At 28.9% G+C, this 380-nt stretch carries 1 protein-coding gene; it reads right to left on the reverse strand.

What is annotated here, in order from left to right:
• Nucleotides 1-43: 43 nt before the first annotated feature.
• Entirely contained in the window at nt 44-376 is a 333-nt protein-coding gene (locus BPMYX0001_RS27675; RefSeq protein ID WP_078212279.1) for a DUF3888 domain-containing protein, read from the reverse strand.
• Between the last annotated feature and the right edge of the window lie 4 nt (nt 377-380).

Consider the following 380-nt stretch of genomic DNA (forward strand, 5'->3'; position numbering starts at 1 on the left):
AACGTACATAAAAAAACAGTGAGTTTATACTTCACTGTTTTTTCTATTCTTGCTGTTGTTTCACTTCTTTAACTTTTACCCCACTGGGATCAATATTAAAAGTAATTGTTACTTTGTAACTCGGAGGATTATGAGCATTTACATAAGTATGATATTCAACTGTGACAAGAAAATTAAAAGTTCCTTTTGGATATCGCTCAACTTTTATAACTTTTGTCTCTGTTAAACTATATTGATGATATGTTCCAAGTTGCTTTCTAATAACTTGACTTGCATATGGAGCCAATAAAGTATTATAAGAATCATAAAAATCCTTATTACACACATTGGTTGCTTTCCCTTTCAATGGAGATATAAAGAAAAATGTTATTATAATTCCA

Source organism: Bacillus pseudomycoides DSM 12442 (assembly GCF_000161455.1).
In the GTDB taxonomy this organism is placed as follows: domain Bacteria; phylum Bacillota; class Bacilli; order Bacillales; family Bacillaceae_G; genus Bacillus_A; species Bacillus_A pseudomycoides.